We start from the raw sequence: 9,036 nt of genomic DNA on the forward strand, positions 1-9,036 counted from the left end.
GGGTATCGGCGGTGGTCCGGGACCGGACACCGGACCCGGGCGGCCCCACCCGACCGGGAGGACCCCGTCCATGCCCACCACCCGCCACGAGGACCTGCGCGAGGCGATCGCCCAGGCCCGCGAAGCCCTCGCCGCCCACCCCGACAGCGCCACCTCTACGGCCCTGGCCGACCTCCTCGCCGCCGCCGGACCCTTCGCCAACCTCACCCCCGCCGTCCCTCACCCCGCACGGCGCGCATGAGCGGCCCACCACGCGAGCGGCCGGGCGTCACGGCGCCGCGAGGCTGCCGCCGGCCCGGGCCGCGCGGCCCCCACACTCCCCAAATCGGGCCCGGCCGGCGCGCGGGACGCGGGCGTCCGTCGCAAAATCGACGGGTGGACAGGCCCGGAGTACACGCCTACCTCGAACTCGCCGACGGCACCGGCGCCGAGGTCACCGTCGACCTGTACGACTGGCCCGACCCCCGCAGCCCCCTCCCGGCCCTCTGGAGCGCGATTGTCACCGACGGCCCGCCCCTGCCCGAGGGCACCGAAGGGGTCCTGCACCCGGATGAGGAAAGCCCGGTCGACGGCCACCCCTTCGTCGTCATCGCCTCCGCCGGCAGTTCCTCGCAACTCCGCGGCCGCGAACACTGACCACCCCGGGGCGCGGCACCCGGCTCGCCCGGACCCGGGCATGCGGGCGGGCGCCTCCTCCCCTGCCGGAAAGAGACGCCCACCCACCACACGCGCCCCTCCCCGGGCCCAGAAACGGGGAGGAACCGCGCGCCACCATCCCTGCCCCGCCCGCGGCGCGCCGCACGCGCCCGAGCGGGTGAACCACGAGAGCGGTGAACACGGACTCGCCGCGCGTCTCCCGGCGACGCGCGATCGAACGGGCACAGCGCCACGGATTCCCGGTCACGGAGCTGCCCCACCACGCCGGACGGCGGGTCGGGATTCCCACGAAGGCCCACGAGCCCACCCGGACCCGATGCCCGTGCCCGATGCCCGTGTCCGCGCCCGTACCGCCCACGGACGATGCGGAGCGATCGGTTGAGGAGCACACCCCCACGCCTGCCCCGTTCGCCCGAACGGCCGCACCACCCCTCGGACTTAGCCCGTCAACCGCCCTTTTGCCGAGAAGTTCCGATTTAGGTGTGTTTCCCTGTGTTCAGGGTCGGCGGGAGTGTGACACGGCAGCACGCCTGGAGGGATGGTGTCGCGTATGGGCCGCACTCCCGTCGGCCGCGTGCGCGCGAATGCGTCCCACCGGGAAGGTGTGGACGGGTCGCGGGGTGGAAGGCATCGACGGACGACCCCGCCCCGGGCCGTCGTGCCCGCCCTTCCCGGCGATCCCCCGGCATCCGACACGCACCCGTTCGGAGGCCCATCTCGATGACCCTGACCCCCAACGGCGTCGACGCCCCGCGCGGCCCGCGCACCGTCACCGACCGCAACCTCACTCGCCTCGCCGGCCTGGAGCCGGGTACTCCCGCGCACGCCGCGCTGCGCAACGAGATCGTCGAGGACAACCTCAACCTCGTCGCCCACGCCTGCAACCGCTACACCCACCGCGCCGACCTGCGCGAAGACCTGCGCCAGGTCGCCGCGATCGGCCTGATCAAGGCCGTCGACGGCTACCGCCCAGGACACGGTGCCGCATTCCTGTCCTACGCGATCCCCACCATCGCGGGCGAGCTGAAACGCTACTTCCGCGACCACACCTGGGCCGTCCACGCCCGCCGCGGCGAACAAGAGCTCTACCTGCGACTCGTACGGGCCCGCGACGACCTCTCCGCGCGCCTGGGCCGCGAGCCCGACTTCGGGGAACTCGCCGCCGCCCTGGGCATGGACGAGAAGGAAGTACGCGTGGGCCTGGAGGTGGGAGCCGCCCTGCGCACCGACTCCCTCGACGCACCCCTCGGCGGCAACGACCCCACCGCCACCACCGGACACGACCTGCGCGGAGCACCCGACCCCGCACTCGACCTCGTCCTCAACCGCGAGACGCTGCGCCCGCTCATCGCCGAACTCGACGACCGCGACCGACGCATCCTCAAACTCCGCTTCTGGGACGACCTCACCCAAGCCGAAATCGGCACCACCCTCGGCCTCTCCCAGATGCACGTCTCCCGACTCCTCACCCGAGCTTTCACCACCCTGCGCGAAGGCATGCTCGCCACCACATGAACGCCGAGCCTCGACCGGCAAGGTCGACGAACCGGCCGATCGGGCGACGAGGCTCCGGGCACGGCAAGAACCCACGACCTGATCAAGCCCGAACTGCAGCAAGGCGCAACCGCCGCCACCCGGCCGGGCGGGGGCGGCCGGAACTCCTGAACCACGGGCCCGGAGGAGGGGCATTCACGGCGACCGAGGCGCTCCGGCCCCATCTTCCGAGGGTCGGAGCGCCACGATCCAAAGGTGCCACCTGCACCGACCCCGTCCACCGTCGGGCCTGATGCGGCGGAGGCACCGGCTCGATACGAGGACCCGCCAGGCGAGAGGAACCGTCGTGCCCGATTCGACTTCGTCGTCCTTCGAGGACGCCCACCGTCGCCCCGACGGGGTGGACGACGCCACCGTGGCCGCTGTCGGGAAGGTGTCGGAGGCCTGGGAGTACACCGCCCGCGCCCGCGGCCACCTGTACGCGTTCCACCAGCTCACCGGCAGCGCCGACCGCATCCTCCAGGACGCGGTGGACATGCTGTGCCGGGCCGGGCATCAGGAGGCCGCCCGCGTCCTGGCGACCGAGATCGCCGGACGCAACGTCATCCCCGGGCACTGGACGTTCCAGATCGTCGAGGAATACGACCGCACCTACTATCAGCCGTTCGCCGACGCCGAGCAACGCCTGCGCCAGGACCTCGTCGGCGGCAGGCGGCACCTGTACGAGGCGGAGATGAAACGGCGCCTGCGCACTCGCGGACACCCCGACCACACGTGGGAATGAACCGGACCCCGAGGCCACAGGGGCGCCATCCGCGAAGTTTCCCCAGGGCAGGGCGGGTGCTCGATGTGGGCACCGGAACCGGGGCGGTGGCCCGCGCGGCAGCCGCCGCCGGTGCCCGGGCGTACTCGGTCGTCCTGGACCGGATGTGCGCCCAGGTCCCACGGCACCTCAGCCCCGCGGAGCGCTCCCGGTCGCGCACTCCGCGCTGTGCGGAGTGGGAACGACCCTGGCCCGCATGGCTCAGGGCAGTGCAGCCCGCCCGATACGGTCGCGAGCCTGGGGTTGCCCGAGATGGATGCCGTCGGCCGGCGCGTCGCGGCGCTTCCCTCCGGCACGACACAAATCGGGGGACGGCGCGCCGGGGACTAGGCTTGGGGGTGCCGCGTCCGCGCGGATGCGGTTCTCGGGGTCGAGATTGGCGGTATGCCATGACAACGCACAAGAACCGGCCGGACGAACATCGCAACAAGAGCGCCGGCGGCCGGGTCGACGCCGAGAATCGCGGCTGGTCCCCTTCGGTGAACGCCACCCACCAGGAGGACAACGACAGCGCGCACCGCTCGTTCCACCCCGACGAGTACGCCGCGCCTCCCGGGCCGGGGCGGATCGTGTCGAAGGAGGAGACCGAGGAGGTCCCCGGCGACACGGTCGAGAGCACCGGCCGACGCGGCGAGGAACAAGGCGGGAAATCCGGCGGCAAGGGCACCCACGACCGAGGCCCCAAGGGCCCGTCCCGCCGGCCGAGCGGAGGTGAGGACGCCTCCGCCGTCACGGGCATCGACCCCCAGGACGCGGACTCCCCCGACCCGCGCACCCCACGCCGCGCCTGACATCCGGACCACACCCGTCTCGTCTTCGTCGACACCTCCGAACGACAAGCTCCCCCAACCGGCGGGCCGGGTCGTGGCCCGGAATCGGCAGGCGCGCCGGCCCCGGGGCTGCGTACCGCGAGACCGGGATCGGTCGGGATCGGGATCGGGATGCCGAGAACGCGGCGGGAACGGCGGGGGCCGGGGTCGCCGTGTGGAGGTGTGGATCCCCTGCGGGATCACGGTGGCCCCGGCCCGTGGTGTGACGCCTGCCCCCGAAACCGGTATTCATCTCCGGAAACGGTGTCCCGTATTCGGAGACGGTTTCGAGAATTCGTCGGGGAATGCCGAAACGGGCTGTGGTCCGACTCGTGTACTCCGAGTCGGACCACAGCCCGTTTCATCGTGTCGCCCGAGTGGGCGGCGCTGCTACCAGCGGTACCAGCGGCCACGGCCGCCACCGCTGCCGGCCGAGCGGAAAACGAACCCGAGTGCCCACACGATCAGGACGATCACGGCGATCCACCACAGGGCCTTCAAAGCGAAACCGGCACCGAAAAGGATCAGGGCGAGAAGCAGGACTACCAGCAGGGGAATCATTGTTTTACCTCCGACCCGCTTGTGCCCCACCCATTCGGGCGCATGCCTGAAAAGATGGCGGTTTACCGGGATGATTCCTGGAGAGGATTCGGCGTCGTTCCCCACCGTTCCCCACCGTTCCCCCCGCGATTCGATGCCCCGATCCTCGACCGGCAGGGTCTCGTAGTTCGTGTCCTACGCCGACGCTGTGATCTGGGGCTTCGCGCGGTGTCTCGTGACGTGTCCGGTCCCGAAACAGATCGGGCTGCCGTCCCGACACCGACTGGTGTTCGTGCCCCTGGACGGCGCCGTAGTCGGCCCCGGTTACGTCAAGGTCGCGTTCGACAAACCGTTGGTGAAGAAGGGCCCCGCGATCGGCACCGACGACGTGCTGCCCGCCGAGGACGAAGAAGCCGTCTTCACACACTTCGGCCTCCCTACCGACCGGGCACCGCCGGCGAGCGGCAACTCGCCCGCCGCTGAACACCGCCCCAACGAATTCCCGGGAGGCGACGATGGCGCTCTCCCTCGCCCTGATCCTCGTCGCGATCGTCCTCGGCCTCGTCGGCACCGTCGCCGACGGGCTGGGCTACCTGCTGATCATCGGCATCGCGGTCCTCCTCGTCGCCCTGGTCTACGCCGCGGCGCGGTGGCGCCGCTCCGGCCGACGCCCCACCCGCTGACCGGGCCCGAGCGCCGGACAAGGCGACGACGACCGATGGACCGTCTCGGTGGCCTCCGGTATCCCGGTCGGCTTCGTGGTGTGGGTGGAGATGAGGTCGAGGTCGCCGCGCCGGCTTCGACCGGCCGCCTGCTGACCACGGCGTGGGCGTCGCCGGAGCAGGCCACGCAGGCGTGACAGCTCGCGGCGAAACAGCGCCGGCGCATCGACGGCCACGTGAGTTCTGCCCGCCGTGCGCACCTCACGTCCACGAACGACGACTTCGACGACTTCGACGACTTCGACGACGAGGAATGGTGGCGGCGCACGGGCGAGGACGGACCCGTCCTCGGGTTCGCGGGCGGCCGAGCGGTGTCGTCGCGTTCGTCAGCGCGCGTGTCCGGCCGCGTCGTCGCGGGAGCCGTGGAGTCCGTGGAGAGCGGCGATGCGCGTGGCGCTGTTCGTGAGGCAGCTCGCGATGTCGCGCAGGTGGGACCTGTTGTACGAGTCGGTCGTCCAGCCGAGGTCGTCCATGCCCTTGACGGCGAGGAGCAACTGCTCCGCCGCCGCGGCCAATCGCTTCGCCAGGGCGGCCATGTCCGCTGGGTCCGGCTCCATCGCTGCCTCCAGATCATCGACCGGGCCCACGGCCCGCGTAGGTGTCCTCGTTGCGGGCTCCGCCGCGTTCCGGATGGGGGTTGCCGCTCATGCCGAGGACCCCGGTGGGATCTCGGGGAGGACCCGGCTCGGCGGTTTCGACGGCGGTGGCGTCGATCCGCGCCGGGGCGCGTGCCCGTGGAGGGCCGCGCCTGGCGTCCTCGGCGGGTCAGGGGCTTTCGTGTGGCCGGGTCTCGTTGGCGTCGCGCAGTTCGGCGTTCAGGCGCAGGGCTTCTTCGAGTTGGTCCTCGAGGATGACGATGCGGCAGGCGGCGTCGACGGCGGTGCCCTGGTCGACGAGTTCGCGGGCACGCTGGGCGATGCGCAACTGGTAGCGGGAGTAGCGGCGGTGGCCGCCCTCGGAACGCAGGGGGGTGATCAGGCCATACTCGCCGATCGCGCGCAGGAAGCCCTGGGAGGCGCCGATCAAGGCGGCCGCGCGGCCCATCGTGTAGGCGGGGTAGTCGTCGTCGTCGAGCCTGTCGGCCCTGGTCGGGGTGGAGCGGGAATCGGGGGCCATCGGCGCCTCTCTTGAGTTCACATTCGTCAAAGTCGTCAGGGAAACGCGTCGAGGGGCCCTGGTGCCGTACGGCACCAGGGCCCCGAAAGAAATCCACACCATCCACCGACACCGACGTGTCGGCCTACCTGTTCCGCATCCGCCCCAACGAGTGGGGGTGCGGGGATCGCAATTGCGTGACCGTAGACCACCTTTCGTACCGGTGTTCTCCACGGATCCCACTCGGCCGAAGTCTCACCGCACCGAGCGGGCGATCCGGATGGCGTTCGCTCCTTCCTCTCCTGTCCTGCGTGTGCAACGTGTACTGCCACTGCGGGTTACGACCGAATTGCAGGTACTGCCGGGTACTGCTCGTCCTGCACGGCGACCCCCGTGGGCCGCCTTCAGTTTCTCCTCGGCCCGACAACCAGCCTCCGGAACCCTTGCCGAACAACGAACGGCCCCGGGACTCTGCTGTCGAACCCTCAACAACGCGCGCCAGTTCGTCTCTGTCGCGCCTCACTGATTCGCTTGGCTACGACAGAAAACATACCCACCGACCTTCCTGATGTCTACTCCCGGCACAATAGATTTTCCGGCATCGCCGAACGCGGAGACGACTCGTTCGTCGCGAATGATCACTCGCTGCTCGGGAACGCCTCCGCGGCGCGATATCCCGTTCTCGTCGAGGGCGCGACGAACCCTCGGGCGCTTCGGCCGCCGCGCTCGACCCGACACATGCCACCCCGTGCCGGGTGGCCGGGGGCTGGTGCAGGCCGGTGACGCCGGCAATCAGGGCGGTGGGCCCGTCGTCACCCGATGTCCGGTGCCGGGGTCCCCCGCACGAGCGAGAACCAACGGTCGGTGAATGTGTGACCCGGCCACCAGGCACCGCACGCGGCGGCGTAGTCGCGGGCCCGGGCACCGGCGGCGCGGCGTTCGCCGGTGGCCGACGAGCCCCCGGGGCGGTGGCGGCCGGGAGCGATGCGGCCGTACCCGAGGGGAGCGGACCGCGCCTGTTCGTGTGGAACACGTAGAGGGGCCCGGTGCCGTACGGCACCGGGCCCCGAAGGAACTGCTACACCACCTGCCGGCTACGACTGCTGCGCCGGCCTCGTGTTTCCGCCCACCCGACCGAACTGCCGTCGGGGGTGCGGGGATCGCGGTTGCTCGACCGGAGACCACCTCACTATCGATGTCCTGCGGTACCCGGGCCCAAGACTTCCGCCCGGGCGATCCCGATGGTGCCCGGCTCCTCCGTTCTTCCCTCGAATATCAACTGCTCGACTGCGTACTACAGGTGATGCGAACGTTCGGTGGCCTCTCACGGCGCCACCCTTCGACGATCAGCCCCGTCGCCCGTCCTGCGTCTCGCTTCGGCTTGGAACCCCACCGTCGAACCTCCCGGTGCGCGCGCCCGCAGCCGACGCCTTCACCGAGGTACTGCTCACCCACTCCACTGCCGGGTGCTGCGACCTACACCTACCGGTACTGCATTGCTCGACCACGACACTGCCTGTGGTGACCCCTATTGCCGCGGGCCACCCGGTCCGGCCGTCGATTCCGTCGCCCTTTCACTTCAACTGCGGCTTCGGAATCCCACCACCGAACCGTCCTGCGCACTGCGACTACCCGCCTGCCGCCCGGCAGTTCGTTCTCTGCCGGGCCCTTCGATCTCTCTGGGCTACGAGAGAAACCATAGCCACACGAGCACCCAATGTCTACTCCCGACACAACAGATTTTGCGATGTTCGAAGAGCAGGCAATCTCCTCGGGACGCGGGGGTATCCCCGAAGGGTCCGGGGGCATACGGCCGCCGCAGGATCGGTGGAACCGCCGCCGGTACGCCCTTTCACTCCGGGAGTCGTCGTGAACCACGGCCGTACCGACATCAAGCGGGCCGCGCACCTCCGCCCACCCCCTTCCGGCCGGCAGCGCGCTGGTCATGCACTCCGACGGCCTCACCCAACGGTGGAACCCCGAGGTGGAAGAGGCCGCGTCCGTCACGCCAGGTCTGCCACCGGACGACGCCACAGGAGCGCAGCGCGTCGAACACGGCAATGGGGATGGTCACGTGGACGGTGTCGTACCGCGTTTGAAGGCCGGGCGCAGGCGGGGTCCGCGGCCGGTCACGCGGATCCGTCCGGTTCGGGGGGACGGTGTCGGGATTGCGGTCATCCGGCCTCGTCGGCCAACGCCTTTCTGAACGTGTCGACCCGCGTGCGCGTCGACACCGCACCGGAGCGGGTCAGCGTCGACCCCAGCCCGACCGACCGCGACGGCGCCGGCCAGGATCCAGGCCGGGGCTGCCCCCAACGAGATCCCTCCGGTGGGGATGAGCGGGAGCTGTGGCAGGGCCGCACGCACGTCGGCCGGCGCGCCGGGCGTCCAGGCCGAGGCCGGGAAGACCTTGACCGCGCCGTAGCGGTGGGCGGTGCGGATGACGTCGGCCGACAGGGTGGGGCAGACCAGCAGCCGGGCGCCGGCCGCCACGGCATGTCGGGCGGATTCGGCGTCGAGGACGGTGCCCGCGCCGATGAGAACGTCGGGACGGGCGCGGGACGCTTCCCGGATCACGTCCGCCGCCCCGGGTGTCGTCAGAGACACCTCGATCACGGTCAGGCCTGCGTCCACCAGGGTTTCCAGGTCCTGGGCCGCTTGGTCGGCGGACCCGGCCCGGATGATCGAGACCACGCGTTCGCGCGCGATCCACTGCATGAGGTCCCAGCGGTAGGACCGGCGCTCCGGCGTCATGTCACCGGGGCGTGGCCGGTCGCGGTGGGCGGGTCCACGAGGGCGTCGATGCGGGCGGCCAGTTCGGGGTGGGCGGCGGTCAGGTGTGGGCGGGTGGCGTTGAGGGGGTCGATCAGGGCGGCGGGGTCGTCCTGGCCCAGGG

General features: G+C 71.1%; 10 protein-coding genes and 1 pseudogene. 7 read left to right on the forward strand and 4 right to left on the reverse strand.

Features of this window, described 5'->3' with window-relative positions; genetic code table 11:
- Nucleotides 1-70 precede the first annotated feature (70 nt).
- From ACIRL2_RS39445 to ACIRL2_RS39465, 5 genes are all read left to right on the forward strand, one after another.
- Entirely contained in the window at nucleotides 71-241 is a 171-nt protein-coding gene (locus ACIRL2_RS39445; protein WP_395870754.1) for a hypothetical protein, read from the forward strand.
- Between the two features lie 134 nt (nucleotides 242-375).
- Nucleotides 376-636 (forward strand): hypothetical protein, encoded by a 261-nt coding sequence (locus tag ACIRL2_RS39450; RefSeq protein WP_402238893.1) that lies wholly within the window; start codon nucleotides 376-378, stop codon nucleotides 634-636.
- A gap of 741 nt (nucleotides 637-1,377) precedes the next feature.
- A complete protein-coding gene (locus tag ACIRL2_RS39455; protein WP_402238895.1) occupies nucleotides 1,378-2,172 on the forward strand; it encodes a SigB/SigF/SigG family RNA polymerase sigma factor in 795 nt (264 codons plus the stop codon).
- A 325-nt stretch (nucleotides 2,173-2,497) separates the two neighbouring features.
- Complete coding sequence (locus ACIRL2_RS39460) at nucleotides 2,498-2,935, forward strand: hypothetical protein (RefSeq protein WP_395870748.1); 438 nt, start codon at nucleotides 2,498-2,500, stop codon at nucleotides 2,933-2,935.
- A gap of 428 nt (nucleotides 2,936-3,363) precedes the next feature.
- On the forward strand, nucleotides 3,364-3,765 hold the full coding sequence (locus ACIRL2_RS39465; protein ID WP_402238897.1) for a hypothetical protein: 402 nt from the start codon (nucleotides 3,364-3,366) through the stop codon (nucleotides 3,763-3,765).
- Nucleotides 3,766-4,173: 408 nt separating this feature from the next.
- Here ACIRL2_RS39465 and ACIRL2_RS39470 read toward each other — a convergent pair whose 3' ends face one another.
- Nucleotides 4,174-4,344, reverse strand: coding sequence for a DUF5670 family protein (locus ACIRL2_RS39470; RefSeq protein WP_020554947.1), 171 nt, complete (start codon nucleotides 4,342-4,344; stop codon nucleotides 4,174-4,176).
- Nucleotides 4,345-4,585: 241 nt separating this feature from the next.
- Here ACIRL2_RS39470 and ACIRL2_RS39475 point away from each other — a divergent pair.
- Nucleotides 4,586-4,806 (forward strand): annotated as a pseudogene (locus ACIRL2_RS39475) (PRC-barrel domain containing protein); the annotation flags it as partial.
- Between the two features lie 32 nt (nucleotides 4,807-4,838).
- Complete coding sequence (locus tag ACIRL2_RS39480; protein ID WP_395870745.1) at nucleotides 4,839-5,006, forward strand: hypothetical protein; 168 nt, start codon at nucleotides 4,839-4,841, stop codon at nucleotides 5,004-5,006.
- Between the two features lie 365 nt (nucleotides 5,007-5,371).
- Here ACIRL2_RS39480 and ACIRL2_RS39485 read toward each other — a convergent pair whose 3' ends face one another.
- The 3 genes from ACIRL2_RS39485 to ACIRL2_RS39495 form a co-directional block, all read right to left on the reverse strand.
- Complete coding sequence (locus ACIRL2_RS39485) at nucleotides 5,372-5,602, reverse strand: hypothetical protein (RefSeq protein WP_402238899.1); 231 nt, start codon at nucleotides 5,600-5,602, stop codon at nucleotides 5,372-5,374.
- Nucleotides 5,603-5,810: 208 nt separating this feature from the next.
- Nucleotides 5,811-6,161 carry a MerR family transcriptional regulator gene (locus ACIRL2_RS39490; RefSeq protein WP_395870741.1) on the reverse strand — a complete coding sequence of 117 codons (351 nt, stop codon included), beginning with the start codon at nucleotides 6,159-6,161 and terminating at the stop codon, nucleotides 5,811-5,813.
- A 2,049-nt stretch (nucleotides 6,162-8,210) separates the two neighbouring features.
- A complete protein-coding gene (locus tag ACIRL2_RS39495; RefSeq protein WP_402238902.1) occupies nucleotides 8,211-8,894 on the reverse strand; it encodes a bifunctional 4-hydroxy-2-oxoglutarate aldolase/2-dehydro-3-deoxy-phosphogluconate aldolase in 684 nt (227 codons plus the stop codon).
- Nucleotides 8,895-9,036 lie beyond the last annotated feature (142 nt).

Origin of the sequence: Embleya sp. NPDC127516, from assembly GCF_044765325.1 — a bacterium.
In the GTDB taxonomy this organism is placed as follows: Bacteria; Actinomycetota; Actinomycetes; order Streptomycetales; family Streptomycetaceae; genus Embleya.

Excerpts from the sequence above, each read along its gene's own strand:
- ACIRL2_RS39445 (WP_395870754.1), top strand. The coding sequence starts at position 71 with ATGCCCACCACCCGCCACGAGGACCTGCGCGAGGCGATCGCCCAGGCC.
- ACIRL2_RS39455 (WP_402238895.1), top strand. The coding sequence starts at position 1,378 with ATGACCCTGACCCCCAACGGCGTCGACGCCCCGCGCGGCCCGCGCACC.
- ACIRL2_RS39465 (WP_402238897.1), top strand. The coding sequence starts at position 3,364 with ATGACAACGCACAAGAACCGGCCGGACGAACATCGCAACAAGAGCGCC.
- ACIRL2_RS39470 (WP_020554947.1), bottom strand. The coding sequence starts at position 4,344 with ATGATTCCCCTGCTGGTAGTCCTGCTTCTCGCCCTGATCCTTTTCGGT.
- ACIRL2_RS39480 (WP_395870745.1), top strand. The coding sequence starts at position 4,839 with ATGGCGCTCTCCCTCGCCCTGATCCTCGTCGCGATCGTCCTCGGCCTC.
- ACIRL2_RS39485 (WP_402238899.1), bottom strand. The coding sequence starts at position 5,602 with ATGGAGCCGGACCCAGCGGACATGGCCGCCCTGGCGAAGCGATTGGCC.
- ACIRL2_RS39490 (WP_395870741.1), bottom strand. The coding sequence starts at position 6,161 with ATGGCCCCCGATTCCCGCTCCACCCCGACCAGGGCCGACAGGCTCGAC.
- ACIRL2_RS39495 (WP_402238902.1), bottom strand. The coding sequence starts at position 8,894 with ATGACGCCGGAGCGCCGGTCCTACCGCTGGGACCTCATGCAGTGGATC.